Below are 21,504 nucleotides of genomic sequence, written 5' to 3' on the forward strand. Positions count from 1 at the left end.
CCGGCTCCCCACAGGGTGCGCTCCGGACCACCGTATGTCAACTGTTAATAAGCCTCGCGTAAGAAATAAGTAGCACGTTGACCTTCCGGCGCGGGCCGACATGAGGTGCCGTCATGAGGTGCCGGTCGCGACCCCGCAGTTGCGTACGAGTTCCGCTGCGGCCCACCGGATGGACTTGTTCTCGTCGTCCTGCAGATGCAGCAGAGAGGGAAGGGCCTCCTTGACCGCGTCGTGCGCCTTGCCGTGGCCGTCGGCGATGTCCGCGATGAGGAGCAGCAGGGTGTTGCGCGCCCGGTTCGTCGGGATGAGCATCCGTTCGACCAGGAACGGCACCGCCTCGACGGCCGCGCTCGGAGAGGCGTCGCCCCGGTAGGCGAGCAGTTCGTACAGCCTCTTGACGGCGGCCTGCGCCGTGTCCTCGTCGTCGGACGCCACCTTGGCGATCAGGCCGGGAACCTCGTGGGCCGGGCCGCGCGCCGCCCAGAGCGACCCCCAGTCGATCTCGCGGAGGCGCAGCCGCAGCGGCCGGGCGGGCCACAGCCGCTCCAGGTCGAGCCGCAGTTCGGCGCTGCCGTGCGCGGTGGACACGTGCAGCGAGCCCTCCTTCCGCAGGGCCAGGGCCTCGATCCCGGTGCCGATCCGGAGATCGGCGATCTCGCCGGAGACCAGGTCCCAGACGCGTACCAGCCCGTCCGCCCAGGCCGCGGCCAGGGCCGGGCCGGTCTCCAGGGACGCGGCGGCCAGCGCCGCGACGGGCGACCTCCGCCGGTCGAGCGGCACCCGCGGGAGCCCCTCCTGCGCGGCCCACCGCCGGACCACTCCGGCGGCGTCGCCGCTGACGACCATCCGGGCGCCGTCGCTCCCCCGGTGACAGGTGACGGCGGTCACCGGAGCGCGGTGCGGCTTCTGGACGGCGAACTCCTCGCCGTCGGCCGCCCAGACGTGCACGCGGCCGACCGAGTCGCCCGCGACGACCGTCGTCGCCTCCCGGTCGGCGGCGGCGGCCGTCCGGTCCGCGAGCCCGCGCAGCGCCGGGACGTCCGGCACGGCGGGGACGCCCGACGCGGCGGCGGCCGAGGCCACCGTCCAGCGCTGCCGGTCGTCGGCGTCTCCCTCGGTGAACGACGCCGGTTCCAGGTCCTCGGTCGGGAGGGGCACCTCGCTCGGGGCGGAGATCTCCTTGTCCGTCCACGTGATCCCGAGGGTGTCCAGCGCCTGGACGAGCGCCTCGCGGGTCCGGCCGTGGACCACGACGGCGTAGCCGGCTCCGGGCCCGCGGCCGTGCCGGATGAGCACGTCCGGGCCGCCGTAGGTGAGGGCGTCGGTGCCGGCCTCCTGCCAGGGCAGCAGGCCGATGTCGCGGTACGTCTCCTGGAGGCGCTCGACGATCGCGGGGTCGGCCTCGACATCTTCCCGGCTCACCCGGAAGGACCAGCCGAAGGTCCCGGGCAGCCGCTCCATCGCCAGTTGCAGGAAGAACTCCGAGATCGACCGGCTCTGCACGACCCAGCCCTCGGAGGAGTTGACCAGGACCTTCGGATCGGGCAGACGGGCCTCGGAGGCGAGGTATCCCCACTGGTTGACGTACTCGTACTCGGCCATGAACATCCGGATCTCGTCACCGGGCGGGTCGTCGACCGAGTCCGGCCCGGACGGCGGCCACACCGAGTGCGTCCAGTAGAGCCTCGGCCGGAAGGCGAAGGAGTTGACCGGGGAGTCCCACCACTCGACCAGCGCCGCGGGGACGGGGTCGGACTCGTCCGGCTCGTATCCGGGGGCCTCGCCCTCCCGGGTCACGAGGGGCTCGCCGCCCGGATCCTCGTAGCCCCACTCGCGCTGCACCTCGCCGAGCAACTTCAGAACAGGCCGGTCCTCGGCGAGCCGTTCCGCGAACCGCCCGTAGTCGATGATCTTCGCCATGGCCGAGATCCTAGGGAGTGGAGACCGACCGGATCCCCTATTTCGGTTTTTTCCACAAGTGGCGATGAACACTGTCCGCCAGTCCGGCGCGAGGTGGCAAGGGCCGGCGAGCCGGGCCGGCCACATCCCGTCGGCCGTGGTCAACGGGATGCGGTCGCCGGAGTGAAGCCGAACGGCCGGATATCAGCGCGCCGACACCGGTCACTTAGCGTAAGCCCGATTCGGGAAGTTCTATACACCACATTCGTCACATCATTGATCTTTTCGAATGCCTTGTCTCGGGGCGATCAAGAGGATATTCATGGACGGTCCGTCATTACCGCCTTCCTCACCTCTCAATGGGATCGAATGACTACGAGCCTGCCCTCCTTCCCCGCCGCGGGCGAAGCACCTCTCGACACCTGCATCCGGCTGCGGGAGATCGCCCCCGTGGTCGAAGTGGAGTTCCCCGGAGGCGTCCCCGCCTACCTGGCGCTGACCCACAACGCGGTACGGGAGATCCTCGCCGGGGACAACAGGACCTTCCTGCGGGAGCCGGCGCACTGGCCCGCCCTGCACGACGGCTCGATCCCCGAGGACTGGCCGCTGCGCGCCATCGTCCAGGGCGGCCACCTGTCCACGAAGGACGGTGACGACCACCGGCGGCTGCGCGGCCTGGTCGGCAAGGCGTTCACGCCCGCGCGGGTGCAGGCGCTGCAGCCGCGCATCCAGCAGATCGTGGAGGGCCTGCTCGACGACGTGGTGGCCGCCGGCGACGGTGTCGACCTGGTCCCCGCCTTCACCGAGGCGCTGCCGATGTGGGTCATCTGCGAACTGTTCGGCGTGCCCGCCGAGGACCGGCCGCGGATGCGCAGGTGGACCGCCGCATTGCTGGCGCACACCACTCCGCCGGAGGAGGCGTTCGCGACGCAGAACGCCCTTCAGGCGTACCTGCACGAACTGGCGGAGCGCAGGCAGCGGACACCCAGCGACGATCTCACCTCCAGCCTGGTCCAGGCCCGCGACGAAGGCGACAGGCTCACCACCGACGAGCTGGTCGGCGTGCTGTGGCTGATGCTCGTCGCCGGTCACGAGACCACCGTCCACCTGCTCGGCAACGCCGTGGTGGCGCTGCATCAGAACCCCGGCCAGCGCGAACTGGCCATGGCCGGGGGCCGGTGGGCCGACGTGGTCGAGGAGACCCTGCGCTACCGCCACTCGGTGATGATGACCAGCTTCCGTTTCACCGCGGAGGACGTGACCATCGCCGGCGTGCCCATACCCAAGGGGCAGGCCGTCGGCGTGCTCTACCAGGCGAGCGGGCTCGACCCGGCGGAGTACGGCGAGACCGCGGACCGGTTCGACATCACTCGGGAACAGGGCGGACGTCTCAGCTTCGGCCACGGCCCCCGGTACTGCATCGGCGCGTCCCTGGCCCGGCTGGAGGGCCGGGCGGCGCTCGCCGCGCTCTACCGGCGGCTGCCCGAGCTCGCCCTCGCCATCGACCCGGACGACATCCCCTACTCGCCGTCGTTCTTCACGATCGGCCCGCTCTCCATCCCGGTCACCCTCGGCACCGTCAAGCCCTGAGAGACGGTATTCCGGCTCCTCCCGGGGGTGTGGCGGGTCGTACCCCCACAGGTGTCCGGCCCGCGTCTGGGAAAGATCGGGATTTTTGCAAATACCTGTGCGCACGAGCGTTATGGTGCATCCTGATCTTGCCTTATTCCGTTATGGCCGCCTTGCGACGGGCCGAGGGACTCCTGCGTGCCAGTCGCCAACGCTCACAAGGACACGATGGATGGCAACACGAGCAGATCGGGCACGCATCGAGCGCGTCGCGCTGGAACGCGCGTTCTGGATCTGGCTGGTCGCGGCGATCGTCACGGGCGGCGCCTGGCTGGGCACGCTCCTCGCGGTTGACGGAGGGTCGCGCACGCTGGTCGCGGTGGGCGGCGGAATCGCGGCGCTGGCGGTCAGCCTGGCCATCGGGGGCGCGGCCTACTACGCCGAGTGCGCGCGGGGCTTCCGCCACCGGCTGACCCGGGTGGAAGGCGAGGACGACCGGCTGGCTCGCAGGCTCCAGGAACTGGTCGACGGGCCGCTGCCCGCGCTGATCGAGCGGCTCCACCAAGGGGCGTCGCCGGACGAGACCCTGGCCGAGCTGCGGACCGTACCGGACCACCTGCTGGGCCGTCTGGTGCGCATGGTGGCCGAGGGCGTCGCGGCGAGCGAGCGCGGTGGCGCCCTGGCCAGGGCCGAGCTGGCCGCCCTGGAGGGCCAGGTCACGCGGTTGGCCGACTCGACGCTGCCCGTCCTGATCGAGCGGATCCGCGGCGACCGCGCCTCGGCCGCGTCCGTGCTGGCCGAGCTCCCGACACCCCCGTACGCGGCACTGGAACGGCTCCTGCGCGAACTCGCCGACGCCCTGGCCGGGGGCGAGCGCACCAGAGCGTCGGCCATGGCGGCGTCCGCGAGCGCGGCGGCGCGGATCCAGGCGCAGACCACCCGCATGCTCGCCCAGCTGCGTGACCTGGAGGACCGGTACAACGAGGACGAGGTCTTCGGCGATCTGCTCGACCTCGACCACCACGTCTCCCAGATGGGACGCCTGGCCGACAGCATCGCGCTGCTCAGCGGCGGACGTTCGGGGCGGCGCTGGACCAAGCCCATCGTGCTGGAGAGCATCATCCGGGGCGCCATGGGCCGGATCGCCTCCTACCAGCGCGTCCAGTACCACTCGACCAGCACCGCCGCCGTCGCCGGGTTCGCCGCCGAAGGCGTCATGCACGCGCTGGGCGAGCTGATGGACAACGCCGCCAACTTCTCCCCGCACGGCACCGCCGTGCACGTCTACGCCGAGGAGGAGGACGCCGGGGTCGTCGTCACCGTCGAGGACAGCGGCCTCGGGATGCGGCAGCGCGAGCGGGAGCGCGCCGAGCGGCTGGTCTCCGAGGCCGCCGACCTGACGTCGCTGCCCGGGACCCGGCTGGGGCTCGCGGTGGTCGGACGGCTGGCGGGCAAGCACGGCCTGAAGGTCAGTTTCCGGCCGTCGTCGCGCGGCGGCGTCGGCGTGGTCGTGCTGATCCCGCGCCAGCTCATCACCCATCCTTCCGGCGACGCCTCGCGGGGGACCCTGTCGGAGTCCATCCTGAGCGCGCCGAGGGGCACCCCCGTGGTCGCCCGCGAACCCGCCGCCGCCATGGCCGCGGCGGCGCCGGGCGCGGGCGGCTCCGACGAGTCGGCGTACCTGCCCAAACGCCGCCGCGGCGCCACCCTCGCCGGGACGGTCCAGCAGCAGGCGGCGCCGGCCCCCAAGCCCCGCGACCCGGGGGCGCGGTTCGCCGCGTTCCGCCAGTCCGCCTCGGGGCGCCACCGGCCGGCCGACGACACCGCGGGCGGATCCGGGCAGCACGAGACCCCGTCCACCGAAGACACCGATGAGTAGGGCTGATCCCGATGAGCACCGATGAGCGCCAACTCGACTGGCTTCTGGCCTCCCTTGTGGACCGGGCCCCCGGCATCCAGCACGTCCTGGTGCTGTCCAGGGACGGCCTGAAGATCTGCCATACCCACGGACTGGACAACGACCGGGCCGACCAGCTCGCGGCCATCGCCTCGGGAATCCAGAGCCTGTCCCTGACCGCCTCCCACGAGTTCGGCTCCGGCGTCGGCGCCGGCCAGTCGATGGTGGAGTTCGCCGGCGGGCTGCTGCTGATCATCCCGGCCGGCGAGGGGGCGCACCTGGCCGTCGTGGCCCACGACAACGCCGACGTCGGCCTGGTCGGGCACAGCATGAACGAACTGGTGGAGCAGATCGGCGGCTACCTGACCGCGGCGCCGCGCACCGCCGCGTCGAGATGAACCCGCGTCCCCTGGACCTCGATGATCCCGACCGGCTCTACACCGTGACCGGTGGCCGCAGCCGGGTCGGCGACGAGGCCCTCGACCTCGTCACCCTGGTCGTCGCCGAGAACGACCCGGCGCCCGGCATGCAGTCCGAGCACGTCGCGATCCTGCGGCTGTGCCGCAGCGAGCCGGTGGCGGTGGTCGAGCTGTCCTCCCATCTGAGACTGCCGGTGAGCGTGGTGAAGATCCTGCTGCTCGATCTGCGCGACACCGGCCATATCACCGTCCGTCATCCGACGTCGGCCACCGCGACGACTCACCTGGCCGACCTGGAAACGTTGAAGCAGGTGCTCGTTGGACTCGAAGAACTCTGACCAGGCGGCGGGGCCCGGACCCGCCGGCGGCGTGCCGCTGCGCAGCACCGCGCGGGACGCGTTGAAGATCGTGGTCGTGGGCGGGTTCGGCGTCGGGAAGACCACCATGGTCGGCTCGATCTCCGAGATCCGGCCGCTGAGCACCGAGGAGGTCATGACGCAGGCCGGGGTCGGCATCGACGACCCGAGCCGCGTCGCCGACAAGCGGACCACCACGGTCGCCTTCGACTTCGGCCGCATCTCCCTGGACGACCACCGCGTGCTCTACCTCTTCGGCGCCCCCGGCCAGAAGCGGTTCTGGTTCATCTGGGACCAGCTGTTCTCCGGCAGCCTGGGCGCGGTGGTGCTGGTGGACACGCGCCGGCTGGAGGACTCCTTCTACCCGCTCGACCGGCTGGAGCACCACAAGATGCCGTTCGTGGTGGCGGTCAACCGGTTCGACGGCCCCGGCCCGCAGCCCTCGCTCGAACAGGTGCGCGACGCGCTGTCACTGGCCGACGACGTTCCCCTGGTCGACTGCGACGCCCGGGTCCGGGATTCCTGCAAGAGCGTGCTGATCACGCTCGTCCGGCACCTCACCACGCTCCACGATCCCGCCGCACTCCAGGAGGCCGCGCAGTGACCGACGAGACCGTCCGGCCGCCTGCCGACGCGAACGCCGTCCGCCTGTACGGGCCGGAGTTCGACCAGCGGCCCAGGGACTTCTTCGAGCGGATGCGGCGCGAGCACGGCCCGGTCGTGCCCGTCCTGCTCGAAGGCGACATCCCCGCCTGGTACGTGATCGGGTACCGGGAGGTCAACCACGTCACCTCCAACCCCGGCCTGTTCGCCCGCGACACCCGCCGCTGGAACGCCTGGGACATGGTGCCCGAGAACTGGTCCCTGCTGCCGTTCGTGGGCTGGAACCCGTCGGTGATGCTCGCCGAGGGCGAGGACCACAAGCGGCGCAGCGCGGCGATCAGCGACGCGCTGGACGCTGTCGACCGCACCGAGCTGAGCAACGACTGCGAGCGCATCGCCGACCAGCTGATCGACGAGTTCGCCGGGGACGGCGAGGCCGACCTCGGCAGCCAGTTCGCCGACCGGCTCCCGCCGCTGGTCATGATGGGGCTCTTCGGCGTTCCCGAGGCCGAAGCGCCCGACATGATCCGGGACATCCAGAACGTGGCGGGCTCCGACGAGAACGCCGTCGCGGCGTACCAGCGGCTCCAGGAGAGCATGGGCAGGCTGGCCGAGTCACGCAGGGCGCATCCCGGGCCGGACGTCACGTCCCGCCTGCTCCAGCACTCCGCGAACTACACCGTCGACGAGATGGTCAGCGACCTGATCCCCATGATCAGCGCCGGGCACCTGCCCACCGGCCACTGGATCGGCAACACGCTGCGGCTGATGCTGGTCGACGACCAGTTCGCCGTGACGCTCCAGGGCGGCCGCGGCAGTGTCTCGCAGGCGCTCAACCAGGTGCTGTGGGAGGACACGCCGTCCCAGAACAACATCGGCCGCTTCGCCGTGCACGCCTGCGAGCTGGCCGGGCGCAGGATCCGTCCGGGCGACATGCTGATCCTGGGGTGGGCCGCGGCGAACGCCGACCCCCAGGTGCAGCCGCCCGCGCAGGGCGCCGGCGCGGGCAACCGCGCCCACCTGTCGTTCGGGCACGGCGACCACGGATGCCCCTTCCCCGCCCCGGAGCTCGCCGAGGTCGTCGCCCGGACGGCGGTCGAGGTGCTGCTCGACCGGCTGCCCGACATCGAGCTCGCGGTCGACCCCGACGAGCTCATGTGGCTCCCGTCGTTCTGGGTCCGCCGCCTGGCCTCGCTGCCGGTGACGTTCAGCCCGGCCATGGTGCCTTACTGACAACCGGAATCTCTGTATGTAGCTAGTGCCTCCCCATCTATTAGGCTGGACGTCCGTTCCACCGCGTTCAGGAGGCACGCATGGCCGCACCCTCGGAGGAACCGGCGATCGACGGCAAGGTCTCCGGTGTGCGGGAGGTCAAGTCGGCGGCGCGCACGCTGGAACTGCTGGAGCTGCTGGCCTCCCGGCAGAACCGCCCGGCCCGGCTGCGGGAGCTGACCGAGGCGCTGGACGTCCCGCGGAGCAGCCTGTATGCGCTGCTCCGTACGCTGACCAAGCACGGCTGGGTGCGCACCGACGCGTCCGGGACGCTGTACGGGATCGGCATCCGGGCGTTGCTGGTCGGCACCAGCTACCTGGACACCGACCCGCATCTGCGGATCGTCAAACCAGTGCTCGACCAGCTCGGGGAGACGCTGGACGAGACGTTCCACCTCGGCCGGCTGGACGGCTTCGACGTGGTCTACCTCGCGACCCGGGAGTCGAGCCAGTACCTGCGCCCTTACAGCAGGGTGGGGCGGCGGCTACCCGCGTACAGCACGTCTCTCGGCAAGGCGCTCCTCGCGGCGCGGGTGGGCGAGGACGTCGACCGGCACATCCCCGCCGAGCGGCCGTCGTTCACGCCGCGCACCATCACCGACCGGACGGAGCTGGAGGCCGATCTCGCCCGGACGCGCGAGCGCGGCTACGCCGTCGACCGGGAGGAGAACAGCCTCGGCCTGCACTGCTTCGCGCTCGCGCTGCGCTACGGCTCCCCGCCGCGGGACGCGATCAGCTGCTCGGTGCCGCTGGCGCGGCTCACCCCGGAGCGGGAGCGGGAGATCGTCGAGGCGATGCGGCGGGCCCGTGACCGGATCGAGGACGCGGCACCGCGGCACGGCGAGGACTCCTGGTTGTAACGTGAAGATCGTTCTCACCGACCCCATCGCGGCGCGGTTCAGCGATCTCCTGGTCGCCGGGGGCCATGACTGGCAGATCCTCACCGGACGTCCGGACGAGGAGATCGTCCAAGCGCTGCCCGGGGCCGACGTGCTGGTCTGCTCCCGGATGACCTCCGCCATGGCGCGGGCCGGGGGCGGGCTCAGGCTCGTCCAGGTCACCGGCGCCGGCTTCGAGCGCGTCCCGATCGACGAACTGGCGCCCTCCACGGTCGTGGCCAACACCTTCCACCACGGACGTTCCATCGCCGAGCACGTGGTGATGGTGACCCTCATGCTGTCCCGCAAGGTCCGGCGGACCGATCGGCTGGTCCGGCGCGGGATCTGGGAGTCGGTCTCCGTCGATCCGGAACTGCCGCTGGCCGACGCGCTGGCGGGACGGACGGTCGGGCTGCTCGGGCTGGGCGAGACGGGCCGGCAGGTCGCCCGGCTGACCGCCGCGCTCGGGATGCGCGTCCAGGCCGTGCGCCGCGACCCCGGGGCGCCGCTCGACGCCGGCCTGGCGCTGGACCGCGTCCTGCCCGCCGGGGAGCTGCCGGAACTGCTCGCGACCTCGGACGTCGTCGTCGTGACGGTGCCGCTGAGCGCCCGCACCCGCGGCCTGATCGGGGCCGCCGAGCTGGCCGCGATGCGGCGCTCCGCGTTCCTGGTCAATGTCGCGCGCGGCCCGGTCGTGGACGAGCGCGCCCTCTACGACGCCCTCGTGGAAGGCCGGATCGCGGGCGCGGGCATCGACGTGTGGTGGCCGGCCGACGGCGTCGCCCGGGGAGGCGCCACGCTCCCGTTCGGCGACCTGGAGAACACCGTCCTGACCCCGCACAACTCCGGGCACACCCGCGACACCTTCGAGAACCGCGCGCACGACATCGCCGCGAACGTCGCCGCCCTGGCCGAAGGCCGCCCGCTCCGCAACGTCGTCCGGCCCGCCCGCTGAACCGCGTGTGGCCGCCTCCGCGGGACGGAGACGGCCACACGGCAGGTCAGGACGCCGTGTTACGGAAGGGGGACGACCGGTTCGAGGGGGAAGTGGCACGCGGCCCGGTGGCCGGAGCCGGGGGCGGCGAGCTCCTCGGGCGCCTCGGTCGCGCAGATGTCGGCGGCCTTCCAGCAGCGCGTGCGGAAGCGGCACCCCGACGGCGGGTCGAGCGGTGAGGGCACCTCGCCCTCCAGGATGATCCGGCGGTCCCGCTCGCGTCCCCGCGTGTCCGGCTCGGGCGCGGCCGAGAGCAGGGCGGCCGTGTACGGGTGCCGGGGGTGTTCGAACACCTCCTCGGCCGGGCCCGACTCGGCGATCCTGCCGAGGTACATCACCGCCACCCGGTCCGCGACGTGCCGGACGACCGACAGGTCGTGCGAGATGAACACGTACGACACCCCGAGGCGCCGCTGCAGCTCGTCCAGCAGGTTGAGCACCTGCGCCCGCACCGACAGGTCGAGCGCCGAGACCGGCTCGTCGCACACGATGACCTCGGGGTTCAGCGCCAGCGCGCGGGCGATGCCGATGCGCTGCCGCTGGCCGCCGGAGAACTCCTGCGGATGTCGGGACGCGTCGGAGGCGCGCAGGCCGACCATGTCCAGCAGTTCCCGGACACGGGTCTCCCGGCCGGACCGGGACGGCATGACGTCGCGGTGCGTCCGCCACGGCTCGGCGATGATCTCGCCCGCGGTCATCCGCGGGTTGAGCGAGCCGAAGGGGTCCTGGAAGACCATCTGGACGCGCCGCCGCCAGGCCAGCAGCTCCTTTCCCCTGAGGCCGAACGGGTCGACGCCGTCGAACCGCAGCGTGCCCTCGTCCGGCCGCTCCAGCATGAGCAGCACGCGGGCCAGCGTCGACTTCCCGCAGCCGGACTCGCCGACGAGGCCGAGCGTCTCGCCCCGGCCGAGGGTGAGGTCGATCCCGTCGAGGGCGCGCAGCCGGTCCTTGCCGTCGGCGTTCTTCTGCACCCGGAAGGTCTTGGCGAGCCCCGCCGCCTCGATGATCGGCGTCGCTTCGGCGGTCTCAGGCATCCCTACCTTCTTTCATGGGTCGTTCGGGCCGGTCGTAGGGTTCTGGCACCCAGGGGCGCCGGGTATGGCTTTCAGGCATCTGCCGCATGTGGCTTCCGTTGATTGGCCGCCCGGCGCCCCGAGGCGACTCGGCCGCTGATTGAGAATTGCGAACACATCGCTGCGTAGGGATGAGCCGGCGAGGTCGTCTGCGGGACCACACAGGCCACGACGCCGGGAGGCGATGTTGCAGCAGGCATGGGCCGGGATCGACATCGGCAAAGGCCACCACCACGCCGTCGTGATCGACAGCGAGGGAAACCGGCTGCTGTCGCGGCGGGTCGCCAACAGTGAAGACGAACTGCTCAACCTGATCGCCCAGGTGCTGGACCTGGCCGACGAGGTGACCTGGGCGGTCGACATCTGCACCGGCGGCGCCACGCTGCTGCTGGCGCTGCTGGTCGCGCACCGGCAGCAGGTCCTCTACATCTCCAGCACCATGGTCAACCGGGCCGCCGGCGGCTACCGCGGCGCGGGCAAGACCGATGCCCGCGACGCCATCGTCATCGCCGATCAGGCCCGCATGCGCCGCGGGCTGACCGCGTTGCGCGTCGATGAAGAACTCATCGTCGAGTTGCAGATGCTGGTGGCCCGCCGCCGGGACCTGGTCGCCGACCGCACCCGCATGGTCAACCGCCTGCGCGAGCAGCTCCTGGCCCTGTGCCCCGCGCTGGAACGGACCCTGGACGTCACCAACAAGGGGCCGCTGGTGCTGCTGACCGGCTACCAGCGACCAGCTGACCTGCGCCGTCTGGGGCCGGCTCGGCTGGAGGAATGGCTGCGGGCCCGCAAGGTCAAGGGCGCCCAAGCCCTGGCCGTCACCGCGGTCCAGGCGGCACGGTCCCAGAGCACGACCCTGCCGGGCGAGCAGATGGCCGCGCTGCTGGTCGCCCAGCTCGCCGAGGGGGTGATGACCCTCAACGAACAGATCAAGACCATCGAGCAGCTCATCGAGGACCGGTTTCACCGCCACGAACTCGCCGAGGTGATCGAGAGCATGCCCGGCATCGGCGTCGTGCTGGGCGCGGAGTTCCTGGCGGCCACCGGCGGCAGCCTCGACCAGTTCGCCTCCGCCGACCACCTGGCTGGCTACGCCGGGCTGGCACCGGTTCCGCACGACTCCGGCCGCGTCAGCGGCAACCTGCACCGGCCACGCCGCTACAACCGCGCGCTCAACCGGGTGTTCTACACATCCGCGCTGGTCAGCATCCAGCACAACCCCGAATCCCGGCGGTTCTACGACCGCAAGAGATCCGAGGGGAAACGTCACACCCAGGCCGTCCTGGCCCTGGCCAGACGCCGCGTCAACGTGCTGTGGGCCCTCATCCGAGACCGACGCAGCTACCAACTCACACCTCCTCAAGTTCAGGCGGCATAGCAAGATCACGCTTGACAAAGGTCATTGAGAATCGGCGGGCTCCTCCGGGAAGTGGCAGGCCGCGGCGCGGTCCCCGGCCTGGACGAGTTCGGGACGCGTGGTGCGGCAGGCGTCCTGCGCCTTCGGGCAGCGCGCCTGGAACACGCAGCCCTCCGGGATCGAGCGAAGGTCGGGCGGGCCGCCCTTGATCGAGCGGAGCTCGGTGCCGCGGCTCACCCGCGCCGGCACCGACTCCAGCAGCGCCCGCGTGTAGGGATGCCGGGGCGCGGCGAAGACCTCGCCGACCGGGCCGGTCTCGACGACCCGTCCGGCGTACATCACCGCGACGTGGTCGGCGTGCTCGGCGACGACGGCGAGGTCATGGGTGATGAGCACCACCGCCATGTCCCGTTCGGCGCGCAGCTCGCGCAGCAGCTCCATGATCTGCGCCTGGACGGTGACGTCCAGCGCGGTGGTCGGCTCGTCGGCCAGCAGCACGGCCGGGTCGAGCGCGACCGCCATCGCGATCAGCAGCCGCTGCCGCATGCCGCCGGAGAACTGGTGCGGGTAGGCCTTCATACGGGCCTTGGGGTCGGGGATGCCGACCCGTTCCATCAGCTCGGCGGCGCGGGAGGCCGCCTCGCGCCGGGACAGCTTCCGGTGGATGCGGAACGGCTCGGCGAGCTGGGCCCCGACGGTCTGCACCGGGTTGAGCGCGGTGAGCGCGTCCTGGAAGACGATGGACAGCCCGGGCCCCGCGATCTTGCGGCGGGCGGCCCGGTCCAGCTTCAGCACGTCCTTTCCGGCCAGCCGGGCCGATCCGCCGGAGACGTGCGCGACCGGGTCGAGCAGACCGGCGATCGCCCGCGCGGTCATGCTCTTGCCGCAGCCGGACTCGCCGAGCAGCGCGATGGTCCGTCCGGACCGTACGGAGAAGCCGACCCCCTCGACGGCCCGCAAAGTGCCCTCGGGGGTGCGCAGGTCGACGGCCAGGCCCTCGACCTCAAGGGCGGCGGTGGAACTCACTGGTGCACCTCCGGGAGTGCGGACCGGCCGCCGCGGCGGCGGCGCGGGAGCGTCAGCCGCCAGCGCTGGTCCGGGTCGGTGGCGAGGCGGAACCACGCCGCGAGGACGGTCGCCGAGACCGTGGTGATGACGATGGCGACGCCCGGGAGGACGGCCGTCCACCAGGCGGTCTGCAGGTACTGGCGGCCCTGCGCGACCATGAGGCCCCAGCTCACGTCGGGCGGCTGGATGCCGATGCCGAGGAAGCTCAGCGACGACTCGGCCAGCATCACGAAGCAGAAGTCGACGGCCGCGACGGTCAGCAGCGTCGGCGCGACGACCGGCGCGATGTGCCGGACGATGATCGCGCCGCTGCCGGCGCCGAACGTGCGGGCCGCGTCCACGAACAGCCGCCCGCGCAGCTCCGCCGCCTCGGCACGGGCCGTGCGCAGGTAGACCGGGATCCGCGCGATGGCGAGGACGAGCACGATGTTGGCGGCGCCGGGCGAGAAGACGTACAGCACGACGACCGCGAGAAGCAGCGACGGGAAGCTGAGGATGACGTCGGCGACGCGCATCGACACGTTCTCGCGCCAGCCCCGGTGGTAGCCGGCCCACATCCCCCAGGCGCCGCCGACGACCAGTGAGATCAGCACGGCGGGGACCGCGACGGACAGCGTCGTGCCACCCGCGACGATCAGCCGGGCCAGCACGCTGCGGCCGAGCGCGTCGCTGCCGAGCGCGAACTCCCAGCCCTCGCCGAAGTGGAAGGGCGGGGTGTTGACCGCGTCGAGGTTCTGCCGCGTGTCCAGGTCGCCGATCAGGAGGCGGCCGAGCGTCGCGGCCAGCACCACCGCCAGCAGCACGGCCGCGGCCGCGGTGGCCGCCGGGTCCCGCAGCAGCAGCCGCCACCAGCGGATCCGGGTCCGGGGAGACCGCTCCCCCGGCTTCGCGACGCCGCCCGTTCCGGTGTCGTCGATGGTCGCCGTCATCGGGGCTCCGTTCGTCACGCCGTGACCGCCTGCCGCACCCGCGCGTCCAGCAGGGCGTGGCAGAGATCGATGAGGATGTTGAGGGCGAAGATCGTCACGGCCGTCACCAGGACGGCCGCCTGCAGGACCGCGAAGTCGCGCTGCAGGATCGAGTCGATCATCAGCTTGCCGATGCCGGGCCAGCCGAAGATGGTCTCGACCACGACGGCGCCGTTGACCAGCCCGACGGTCAGGTCGCCCGCCACCGTCAGCACCGGCGGGGCGGCGTTGCGCAGCGCGTGCCCGAAGACCACGCGCGGCTCGCTCGCGCCCTTGCTGCGCGCGACCTTCACATACGGTGCCGACAGCGCCGACACCATCGCGCCGCGCACCACCTGCACCAGCACCCCGAAGGGCCGGATCAGCAGCGTGACCAGCGGCAGCACCCAGACCTCGGGGCCGCCGACGACGCCGGAGGTCGGCAGCCAGCCGAGCGTGACGGCGAACACGAGCACGCCCATGATGGCGAACCAGAAGTCCGGGACGCTGGCCGCCGTCATGGACAGGAAGCTCGTGAGCCGATCGGCGATCGAGTTGGGCCGGTAGGCGGCCCAGCTGCCGATGACCACGGCCCCGACGATGGCGAGCAGCATGGTCGTCCCGGCGAGCTGGAGCGTCGCGGGGAACGCCCGCAGCGCCATCTCGCCCGCGGACTGCCCGGTCCGCAGCGACTCGCCGAAGTCGAGCGTGAACACCCCGCCGAGGTAGTCGAGGAGCTGCACGAGGACCGGCCGGTCGAAGCCGTTGCGGGCGAGGAACTCGTCCCGCATCTGGGGCGTCGCGCTGAGCGGCAGGTAGAGCTTGCTGGGGTCGCCGGTGAGCCGGGACAGGACGAACACGCCCACGACCACCACGAAGAGCGGGATGGCGCTGGAGACGAGGCGCCTGCGCACGAAGGTCAGCATCCTGGTCCCCTCACCTGGCCGGACGGACCTCGGCGAGCCGCAGCTCGTCGCCGGTCGCCGAGTTCGGCCTGTACTCAACGGACGGCGCGATCCCGAGGAGACCCCGCATGTGCGCGATGTGCGCGTACTGGACGACGTTCTCGTTCTGGTACTGCAGCACCTTGGCGAAGCCGCTCTGCCGTTCCGCGCCCGCGGTCTCGTCCGCCACGGCGATCCGCGCGTCCAGTTCGGGTGTGCCGAACCGGCTCTGCGGACCGTCGCTCACCATGTACTGACTGGTCGTGAACGAGGCGTCGCCGGCCTGGTTGCCGTGCATGATCAGCAGCAGGACCGGGCCGGCGTCGGTGACAAACGGCTTGAGCTGGTACTCCAGGTGCGCCGCGGTGTCCAGCATCTTGATCTTCACGTTGAGGCCGGCCTCGGCGAGCTCGTTCTGGATCACCTCGGCGGTCTCGGACACCTTGGGGAACTGCGCGGTGCGCGCGACGAGAGTGATCCGCGTGCCCACCGGCGTTCCGGCCGTGCGCGCCTCGTCGACGAGCGCCTTGGCCTTGGCCGGGTCGTACGGCCATGCCTGGATCGCCGGGTCGTGGCCGACGACGCCCTTCGGGACGAGCTGCCCGGCGGGCTGCCCGAGGTTGAGGAAGAGCGACCGCACGATGCCCTTCTTGTCGATCGCGTAGTTGATCGCGCGGCGCACCCGGATGTCGTTCAGCGGCGGAGTCCCCGCGTCCATCCGCAGCGCCGTGGTCTCGTTGTTGGGGTAGTCCACGCCGAGGTCGCCGGCGCCGTCCTCGGGACCGAGCCCGACCGCGATGCCGGCCTCGCCGCTGGTGACCATCGCGGCACGGATGCTGTTCTCCGAGCGCCATACGTAGCGGACCGCCGGATAGGCGGGCTTCGCGCCCCAGTAGCCGGGGTTGCGGTCGAGCTGGAGGCTGATGCCCGTGTCCCACTTGGCGATCTTGTACGGGCCGGTGCCGATCGGCTCGCGCACCTTGGCCTTGTCGTCGGTGCCGGTCGGGACGATCTCCAGGAACGACATGCGCAGCGGGAGGATCGGGTCGGGGCGGGCGCTGGTGACGGTCACCGTGGAGGCGTCGACCACCTTGACGTCGAGCTTGCTGTCGGCGAACACGTAGCCGTCGACGTTGCAGCCGAGCTTCGAGCCGACGGCGCGCTTGATCGTGAAGGCGACGTCGTCGGCGTCGAACGGCGTCCCGTCCTGGAACGCGACGCCCTTCCGCAGTGTGAACGTCCAGGTCTTGTCATCGCTGGACTTCCACCCGGTCGCGAGCAGCGGTTTCAGCGCGCCGGTGGTCGGGTCCCGTTCGATCAGCGGCTCGGTGATGTTCGACCGCACGACGATGCCGGTCGAGGTCAGCGAGGACTCGCAGGGTTCGAGCGTGGGCGGCTCCTGCGGCAGGGCGATCCGCAGGGCGCCGTCGGCGCCGCCGGTGAGCGAGTCGCTGTTGGCGACCGCGCAGCCGGCCGCCGGGAGCGCCCCGGCCAGCAGCAGCGCGGTCGCCAGGCGGGGCGGCCGCCATCCGGCACGGGGGGACAGCAAGGGCATGGTCTCTCCAGACAGGGCATGTCGAGAGCGCGGTTGATCGGACGGCCGTGTCGCACGGCCCGCGGTGGGGGTGGGTTGTGCACCAAGGTGGATTTCATCTCTATGGGTAGACGGACCCTAAGCGGCGGCCCGGTGAGCGTCAAGGGCGTTAATGATGCGCGAAAGGTATCAATGCATGCGATTTCCGTTTTGGACAGGTATGACGATCACGACCTAGCCTGAGCGCGAATCCCCGTGACCTCTCGACCTCTGGAGCCGGTGCACCATGACGCGTTTCGCCCCCGAAGAGCTGAGGGCCGTGCTCGGCGCCGGGCCGCTCGCCTTCCCGGTGACCTGCTTCGGCGCCGATCTCGGTTTCGACGAGCCCGCGTACCGCGACCATCTCGCGTGGCTGGGCGAGCACCCGGCAGCCGGGCTGTTCGCGGCCGGCGGCACCGGCGAGTTCTTCTCGCTGACCCCCGCCGAGGTGGGACTTGTGACGCGGGCGGCTGTCGCCGAGACGGCCGGGCGCGTCCCGGTCCTCGCCCCCGCGGGATACGGCACCGCGCTGGCGGTGGAGATGGCGAAGGACGCCGAGGCGGCGGGCGCGGACGGGATCCTGCTGCTGCCGCCGTACCTCACCGAGGCGAGCCAGGACGGCCTGATCGCGCACGTCAAGGCCGTGTGCGCGGCCACCTCGCTCGGCGTGATCGTCTACCACCGGGCCAACGCCGCCTACACGGCGAGGGCGGTGGCCGCCCTGCTGGACGCCTGCCCGAACCTGGTCGGCTTCAAGGACGGCGTCGGCGACATCGAGCTGATGTCCCGGCTGTACGCCACCCTCGGGGACCGGCTGCTGTACGTCGGCGGGCTTCCCACCGCCGAGGTCTACGCCCTCCCCTACCTGGAACTCGGCGTCACCACCTACTCCTCCGCATTGTTCAACTTCATCCCGGAGTTCGCGGTCGCGTTCTACGACGCGGTGCGCGCCCAGGACCGGGCGGGCGTGTACGCCAGGCTCAGCGAGTTCGTCCTGCCCTACCTCGAGATCCGGAACCGGCGCGCGGGATACGCGGTGTCGATCGTCAAGGCGGGCATGACCGCCGTCGGCCGCCCGGCGGGTCCGGTGCGGCCTCCCCTGACCGACCTCACCGAAGCCGAACTCGCGGAACTGACCGACCTGGTCAAGAAGGTGGCCCGATGACAGGCCCTGGCGAGGCGGCATCCAAGGTGTTGCAGGTGGGTGCGCTGCTGCCCTCCCTCCACCAGCGGCTCCGCGACCACTATGACGTCGTCCTGCTCGACGACCAGGACGAGGACTACCTCGACGGCCACGGCGCGGAGTTCACCGCCATCGCGACCAGGGCCGCGGTCGGGGTGGGAAAGGAGCTGATCGACCGGCTCCCCCGCCTCCGCGTGATCACCAGCTTCGGCGTCGGCTACGACACCATCGACGTCGCGGCCGCCGCCGCCCGCGGTGTCAAGGTCAGCAACACCCCCGACGTCCTGAACGACTGTGTCGCCGACCTCGCCGTGGGCGGGCTGATCGACGTGATGCGCCGCATGACCGACGCCGACCGCTACGTCCGGCGCGGCGAGTGGCGGAAGGCCGCCTACCCGCTGGCCACCAAGGTCAGCGGCAAGCGCGTGGGCGTCCTCGGCCTCGGCCGCATCGGCCGGGCCATCGCCCGCCGGCTCGAAGGGTTCGACATCGAGATCGCCTACCACTCGCGGCGCCCCGTGGACGACGTCCCCTACGTCTATGTCGACTCGGTGGACGGGCTCGCGGCCTGGAGCGACGCCCTCGTCGTCGCGGCCTCCGGCGGCGAGGGCACCCGGGGCCTCGTCTCGGCCTCCACGCTGGAGGCGCTCGGGCCGGCGGGCCACCTGGTGAACATCGCCCGCGGCAGCGTCGTCGACGAACCCGCCCTGGTCGACGCCCTGGTGAACCGCCGTATCGCGGGCGCGGCCCTGGACGTCTTCGCCGACGAGCCGGACGTCCCCGCCGGACTGCTCCCTCTCGGCAACGTCCTGCTGCTGCCCCACATCGCCAGCGCCACGCACGAGACCCGCGAGGCCATGGGAGACCTCGTGTTCCGCAACCTGCAGCGCTTCCTGGCCGACGGGACACTCATCACTCCCGTCGAAGCCTGATCGGCCGTTCTCGGCTGGACGGTCTACAAGGGACGTGGGCGGGTGCGCGCCGCACCGCAGCCGACCTCGCTCGCGATGCCGGGGCCGTCGCCCACTGCCGCGAGTGCCTCCAGCCGGATGTACCGGGCCGTCGTCGGTGTGCGGAAGCGCGCCTGCTTGAGCGTGTGGTCGGGGGCCCAGCGCCCCTCGGCGACCGTGCGGAACGAGGCGCCGTCCACGCCGGCGGAGACGCGGTACTCGGTGATGGTGCCCTCGGTGATGAAGCGTTCGAACGAGTAGGGCGTCTCCGTGTCCTGGCGAGGCAGGTAGGTCAGCGTGTCGATGTCCGTGAAGGCGCGCCCGAGGTCGAGCGTGACCGACGGGTCCAGTGTCGCGAGGGTCTGGTCGGCCTGCCCGTTCCAGCCGTAGTCGCTGTGCCCGTCCACCGCCGCCGGCTCGGTCGCCGACACCGGGGTAAGCGGGAACGCGGTCAGGCCCGCCGTCGCGGCGGACGCCGCCAGGAACGCGCGCCGGTCCATCACCGCACCTCCATGTCGCCCGTGCACCTTCTGATCACGGTGTCCCTCCACGGGTCCGGGCCGCCGCCGCGGCGACGTCGAAGCGATTCGACACCGGGATTGGTAAGCCCGCGCGAGCCGGGACACAACCGTCCGCCGGCGACAACCGGAAAGTGCGACTTCGCAATCCGGTCTTGACAGGGCTCGCGGCTTGGTATTCGCTCACAGCACCGTCCCGGACCACCACCCGATAAGGGAGGGCTCCCACTGGTCGACGAATGTTAGCGATAACAAAACCTATTCTCGCCTGAGGGGCGAAGAAGCTCCCGATCTCGATCTCAGAGCCGTGTCCGGCCTCGCTGTTTCTCTGTGAGCGCTAACTCGGTTCGGTCGTTCATGCCTGAGCGGCGACGGTCGCCGCGCCCCCGGCTGTCATCAGAGTTCACCAGCAGGAACGAAAGGTGCACACGATGAATCGGTCACGACTCGCGCGCTGGAAAAGGACACTGCTGTGCGCGGCGGCGCTCGTCGCGCTCGTCTTGGGGAACGTCGTCGGGACGCCGGGCGAATCGCAGGCGGCCGGGTCGCTCCCGTGCGACATCTACGCCTCCGCGGGCACGCCCTGCGTCGCCGCGCACAGCACGACGCGGGCACTGTTCGCCTCGTACGGCGGCCGCCTCTACCAGGTGCGCCGCGCATCGAACGGCGCGACCCGTGACATCGGCGTGCTCGGTGCCGGCGGGTACGCCGACGCGGCGGCGCAGGACGCGTTCTGCGCCGGCACGACGTGCGTGATCACGATCATCTACGACCAGTCGTCCCGCCACAACGATCTGACCCCGGCGCCACCGGGCGGCGTCGGCGGCCAGGACGACCCGGTGCCCGCGGACGCGCTGCCGGTCACCGCCGGCGGCCACACCGTCTACGGCGCGTCGTTCTCAGGCCGCATGGGGTACCGCGACAACTCCACGTCCGGCGTGGCGACCGGCAGCAGGCCCGAGGGCATGTACATGGTCGCCTCCGGTACGCACTTCAACAGCAGCTGCTGTTTCGACTACGGCAACGCCGAGACCAACAACCTGGACAACGGCAACGGCCACATGGACGCCATCTACTTCGGCACGTTGTGCTGGTTCTCGCCGTGCAACGGCTCGGGACCATGGGTGATGGCCGATCTGGAGAACGGCCTGTTCCAGTCCAACACCGGCGGCAGCCAGAACTCCGCGTACACCGGCAACCGCAGTCCGTTCGCGACAGCGATGCTGAAGAACAACGGGACGAACTTCTTCGCCATCAAGGACGGCAACGGCCAGTCGGGCGGCCTTTCCACTCGCTACTCAGGCGCGCTGCCGACCTCCCCCTCGGGCTATTCACCGATGCGCAAGGAGGGCGCGATCATCCTCGGCATCGGCGGCGACAACAGCAATACCGCCATCGGCTCGTTCTTCGAGGGCGTGATGACGTCGGGGCTGCCCACCGACGCGGCCGAGAACGCCGTGCAGGCCAACATCGTGTCCGTCGGCTACGGCGGCCCGAGCCCGGTCGCGGCCGGGACGCTCACTCCCGGCTCGACCATCTCCCTGCGCGCGACGACAGCCTGCTGCACCACGCGGTATGTCCGCCACCAGAACGACGGTGCCGTGACCTCGGCAATCTCGTCGGGCAGTTCATCGCTCGACAAGAACGATGCGACCTGGATCGTGCGCCGAGGGCTGGCGAAGGACTCCTGCGTGTCGTTCGAATCCCGCAACTACCCCGGTGACTTCCTGCGGCACTACAACTTCCAGCTCTACCGGCAGCCGATGGACGGCACCTCGCAGTTCCGCGCCGACGCCACGTTCTGCCCCCAGACCGGCCAGAGCGGCAGCGGGACGTCCTTCGCCTCCTACAACTACCCGGACCGGTTCCTCCGCCATTACGACAACACGCTGTACATCGCCGGCAACGGCGGCTCGCACACCTTCGACGCCTCGGCGAACTGGGCGGCCGATGTCAGCTGGGCCGTCACCTCTCCCTGGGTGTCCTGACTCCGCGCCGCCTGCT

The 21,504-nt window shown here is 71.3% G+C and carries 19 protein-coding genes; 12 read left to right on the forward strand and 7 right to left on the reverse strand.

The window, feature by feature from the left end:
• Positions 1–111: 111 nt before the first annotated feature.
• Complete coding sequence (locus ACQPXG_RS36010; RefSeq protein WP_433463601.1) at positions 112–1,920, reverse strand: WD40 repeat domain-containing protein; 1,809 nt, start codon at positions 1,918–1,920, stop codon at positions 112–114.
• 348 nt (positions 1,921–2,268) lie between these two features.
• Between ACQPXG_RS36010 and ACQPXG_RS36015 the strand changes: the two genes are divergently transcribed.
• The 8 genes from ACQPXG_RS36015 to ACQPXG_RS36050 all read left to right on the forward strand — a co-directional run bounded on the left by ACQPXG_RS36015 (position 2,269) and on the right by ACQPXG_RS36050 (position 9,848).
• Complete coding sequence (locus tag ACQPXG_RS36015; protein WP_433463602.1) at positions 2,269–3,489, forward strand: cytochrome P450 family protein; 1,221 nt, start codon at positions 2,269–2,271, stop codon at positions 3,487–3,489.
• 211 nt (positions 3,490–3,700) lie between these two features.
• A complete protein-coding gene (locus ACQPXG_RS36020) occupies positions 3,701–5,347 on the forward strand; it encodes a sensor histidine kinase (RefSeq protein WP_433463603.1) in 1,647 nt (548 codons plus the stop codon).
• 11 nt (positions 5,348–5,358) lie between these two features.
• Positions 5,359–5,763 (forward strand): roadblock/LC7 domain-containing protein, encoded by a 405-nt coding sequence (locus tag ACQPXG_RS36025; protein ID WP_433463604.1) that lies wholly within the window; start codon positions 5,359–5,361, stop codon positions 5,761–5,763.
• Positions 5,760–6,122 (forward strand): DUF742 domain-containing protein, encoded by a 363-nt coding sequence (locus tag ACQPXG_RS36030; protein WP_433463605.1) that lies wholly within the window; start codon positions 5,760–5,762, stop codon positions 6,120–6,122. The genes ACQPXG_RS36025 and ACQPXG_RS36030 overlap by 4 nt, the downstream gene beginning before the upstream one ends.
• Positions 6,103–6,744 (forward strand): GTP-binding protein, encoded by a 642-nt coding sequence (locus ACQPXG_RS36035; protein ID WP_433463606.1) that lies wholly within the window; start codon positions 6,103–6,105, stop codon positions 6,742–6,744. Before ACQPXG_RS36030 ends, ACQPXG_RS36035 begins: the two co-directional genes overlap by 20 nt.
• Positions 6,741–7,976, forward strand: coding sequence for a cytochrome P450 (locus ACQPXG_RS36040; protein WP_433463607.1), 1,236 nt, complete (start codon positions 6,741–6,743; stop codon positions 7,974–7,976). The genes ACQPXG_RS36035 and ACQPXG_RS36040 overlap by 4 nt, the downstream gene beginning before the upstream one ends.
• Positions 7,977–8,056: 80 nt before the next feature.
• Positions 8,057–8,875, forward strand: a complete 819-nt coding sequence (locus ACQPXG_RS36045; protein ID WP_433463608.1) for an IclR family transcriptional regulator — start codon at positions 8,057–8,059, stop codon at positions 8,873–8,875.
• Position 8,876: 1 nt separating this feature from the next.
• The gene (locus ACQPXG_RS36050; RefSeq protein WP_433463609.1) at positions 8,877–9,848 is read left to right on the forward strand and encodes a 2-hydroxyacid dehydrogenase; all 972 of its coding nucleotides are present in this window, start codon (positions 8,877–8,879) and stop codon (positions 9,846–9,848) included.
• 59 nt (positions 9,849–9,907) lie between these two features.
• Here ACQPXG_RS36050 and ACQPXG_RS36055 read toward each other — a convergent pair whose 3' ends face one another.
• Entirely contained in the window at positions 9,908–10,921 is a 1,014-nt protein-coding gene (locus ACQPXG_RS36055; RefSeq protein WP_433463610.1) for an ABC transporter ATP-binding protein, read from the reverse strand.
• Between the two features lie 223 nt (positions 10,922–11,144).
• Between ACQPXG_RS36055 and ACQPXG_RS36060 the strand changes: the two genes are divergently transcribed.
• On the forward strand, positions 11,145–12,338 hold the full coding sequence (locus tag ACQPXG_RS36060; RefSeq protein WP_433463611.1) for an IS110 family transposase: 1,194 nt from the start codon (positions 11,145–11,147) through the stop codon (positions 12,336–12,338).
• A gap of 21 nt (positions 12,339–12,359) precedes the next feature.
• Here ACQPXG_RS36060 and ACQPXG_RS36065 read toward each other — a convergent pair whose 3' ends face one another.
• Genes ACQPXG_RS36065 through ACQPXG_RS36080 form a run of 4 tightly spaced genes read right to left on the reverse strand, consistent with a single transcriptional unit; the run spans position 12,360 to position 16,831 of the window.
• Complete coding sequence (locus ACQPXG_RS36065; protein ID WP_433463612.1) at positions 12,360–13,343, reverse strand: ABC transporter ATP-binding protein; 984 nt, start codon at positions 13,341–13,343, stop codon at positions 12,360–12,362.
• Positions 13,340–14,314 (reverse strand): ABC transporter permease, encoded by a 975-nt coding sequence (locus ACQPXG_RS36070; protein ID WP_433463613.1) that lies wholly within the window; start codon positions 14,312–14,314, stop codon positions 13,340–13,342. Before ACQPXG_RS36070 ends, ACQPXG_RS36065 begins: the two co-directional genes overlap by 4 nt.
• 14 nt (positions 14,315–14,328) lie before the next feature.
• Complete coding sequence (locus tag ACQPXG_RS36075) at positions 14,329–15,258, reverse strand: ABC transporter permease (RefSeq protein WP_433463614.1); 930 nt, start codon at positions 15,256–15,258, stop codon at positions 14,329–14,331.
• Between the two features lie 10 nt (positions 15,259–15,268).
• Positions 15,269–16,831: an ABC transporter substrate-binding protein gene (locus tag ACQPXG_RS36080; RefSeq protein WP_433463615.1), complete on the reverse strand. Its 1,563-nt coding sequence runs from the start codon at positions 16,829–16,831 to the stop codon at positions 15,269–15,271.
• Positions 16,832–17,096: 265 nt separating this feature from the next.
• On the opposite strand from ACQPXG_RS36080, the gene kdgD reads away from it, so the two are divergent.
• Together kdgD and ACQPXG_RS36090 are read left to right on the forward strand one after the other, a co-directional pair.
• On the forward strand, positions 17,097–18,014 hold the full coding sequence (gene kdgD, locus ACQPXG_RS36085) for a 5-dehydro-4-deoxyglucarate dehydratase (RefSeq protein ID WP_433463616.1): 918 nt from the start codon (positions 17,097–17,099) through the stop codon (positions 18,012–18,014).
• Positions 18,011–18,964 (forward strand): 2-hydroxyacid dehydrogenase, encoded by a 954-nt coding sequence (locus ACQPXG_RS36090; RefSeq protein ID WP_433463617.1) that lies wholly within the window; start codon positions 18,011–18,013, stop codon positions 18,962–18,964. Before kdgD ends, ACQPXG_RS36090 begins: the two co-directional genes overlap by 4 nt.
• Before the next feature lie 23 nt (positions 18,965–18,987).
• Here ACQPXG_RS36090 and ACQPXG_RS36095 read toward each other — a convergent pair whose 3' ends face one another.
• Positions 18,988–19,482 (reverse strand): discoidin domain-containing protein, encoded by a 495-nt coding sequence (locus tag ACQPXG_RS36095; protein WP_433470110.1) that lies wholly within the window; start codon positions 19,480–19,482, stop codon positions 18,988–18,990.
• A gap of 449 nt (positions 19,483–19,931) precedes the next feature.
• Between ACQPXG_RS36095 and ACQPXG_RS36100 the strand changes: the two genes are divergently transcribed.
• Positions 19,932–21,488, forward strand: coding sequence for an alpha-L-arabinofuranosidase B (locus ACQPXG_RS36100; protein WP_433463618.1), 1,557 nt, complete (start codon positions 19,932–19,934; stop codon positions 21,486–21,488).
• Positions 21,489–21,504 lie beyond the last annotated feature (16 nt).

Origin of the sequence: Spirillospora sp. CA-128828 (assembly GCF_050945415.1) — a bacterium.
Classification (GTDB): Bacteria; Actinomycetota; Actinomycetes; order Streptosporangiales; family Streptosporangiaceae; genus Spirillospora.

What these genes read in the sequence shown, in the direction of transcription:
- ACQPXG_RS36015 (WP_433463602.1), top strand. Translation starts at nt 2,269, where the DNA reads ATGACTACGAGCCTGCCCTCCTTCCCCGCCGCGGGCGAAGCACCTCTC.
- ACQPXG_RS36045 (WP_433463608.1), top strand. Translation starts at nt 8,057, where the DNA reads ATGGCCGCACCCTCGGAGGAACCGGCGATCGACGGCAAGGTCTCCGGT.
- ACQPXG_RS36010 (WP_433463601.1), bottom strand. Translation starts at nt 1,920, where the DNA reads ATGGCGAAGATCATCGACTACGGGCGGTTCGCGGAACGGCTCGCCGAG.
- ACQPXG_RS36020 (WP_433463603.1), top strand. Translation starts at nt 3,701, where the DNA reads ATGGCAACACGAGCAGATCGGGCACGCATCGAGCGCGTCGCGCTGGAA.
- ACQPXG_RS36055 (WP_433463610.1), bottom strand. Translation starts at nt 10,921, where the DNA reads ATGCCTGAGACCGCCGAAGCGACGCCGATCATCGAGGCGGCGGGGCTC.
- kdgD (WP_433463616.1), top strand. Translation starts at nt 17,097, where the DNA reads ATGACGCGTTTCGCCCCCGAAGAGCTGAGGGCCGTGCTCGGCGCCGGG.
- ACQPXG_RS36060 (WP_433463611.1), top strand. Translation starts at nt 11,145, where the DNA reads ATGTTGCAGCAGGCATGGGCCGGGATCGACATCGGCAAAGGCCACCAC.
- ACQPXG_RS36030 (WP_433463605.1), top strand. Translation starts at nt 5,760, where the DNA reads ATGAACCCGCGTCCCCTGGACCTCGATGATCCCGACCGGCTCTACACC.
- ACQPXG_RS36080 (WP_433463615.1), bottom strand. Translation starts at nt 16,831, where the DNA reads ATGCCCTTGCTGTCCCCCCGTGCCGGATGGCGGCCGCCCCGCCTGGCG.
- ACQPXG_RS36025 (WP_433463604.1), top strand. Translation starts at nt 5,359, where the DNA reads ATGAGCACCGATGAGCGCCAACTCGACTGGCTTCTGGCCTCCCTTGTG.
- ACQPXG_RS36095 (WP_433470110.1), bottom strand. Translation starts at nt 19,482, where the DNA reads ATGGACCGGCGCGCGTTCCTGGCGGCGTCCGCCGCGACGGCGGGCCTG.
- ACQPXG_RS36100 (WP_433463618.1), top strand. Translation starts at nt 19,932, where the DNA reads ATGAATCGGTCACGACTCGCGCGCTGGAAAAGGACACTGCTGTGCGCG.
- ACQPXG_RS36075 (WP_433463614.1), bottom strand. Translation starts at nt 15,258, where the DNA reads ATGCTGACCTTCGTGCGCAGGCGCCTCGTCTCCAGCGCCATCCCGCTC.
- ACQPXG_RS36090 (WP_433463617.1), top strand. Translation starts at nt 18,011, where the DNA reads ATGACAGGCCCTGGCGAGGCGGCATCCAAGGTGTTGCAGGTGGGTGCG.
- ACQPXG_RS36070 (WP_433463613.1), bottom strand. Translation starts at nt 14,314, where the DNA reads ATGACGGCGACCATCGACGACACCGGAACGGGCGGCGTCGCGAAGCCG.